This window comes from Pseudomonas guariconensis (assembly GCF_015680235.1).
Taxonomy (GTDB): Bacteria; Pseudomonadota; Gammaproteobacteria; order Pseudomonadales; family Pseudomonadaceae; genus Aquipseudomonas; species Aquipseudomonas guariconensis_A.
In genome coordinates, this window is sequence record NZ_JADLJL010000111.1 from 1 (window position 1) to 240 (window position 240).

Annotated in this window: 1 protein-coding gene; it reads left to right on the forward strand. The window is 52.9% G+C overall.

Annotated features, from left to right (window positions below):
- Positions 1 to 240, forward strand: a 240-nt coding sequence (locus IRZ56_RS23555; RefSeq protein WP_196147036.1) for a hypothetical protein, incomplete at both ends; no start/stop codon positions are given.

The following is a 240-nucleotide window of genomic DNA, read 5'->3' on the forward strand; positions in this document are numbered from 1 at the left end:
AAATCGTCAACAAGCTCGATACCGTTACCGGCAGCGACAACTTCGAGAAATTGACCCTGGACCAAGGTGAAGTAAAAGTTGATGTCACCGACGAGCCAGGCTCGGGTACGCCAGGTGCTGGCAACGAAGGCGACAAGTTCGAAGTTACTATCGTCAGCAAAGGCGACGTGACTGAAGATCAGCAGCCAACCTTCACCATCCGGATCAGCGAAAAACTCGATCACGATGTCACCGTCACGC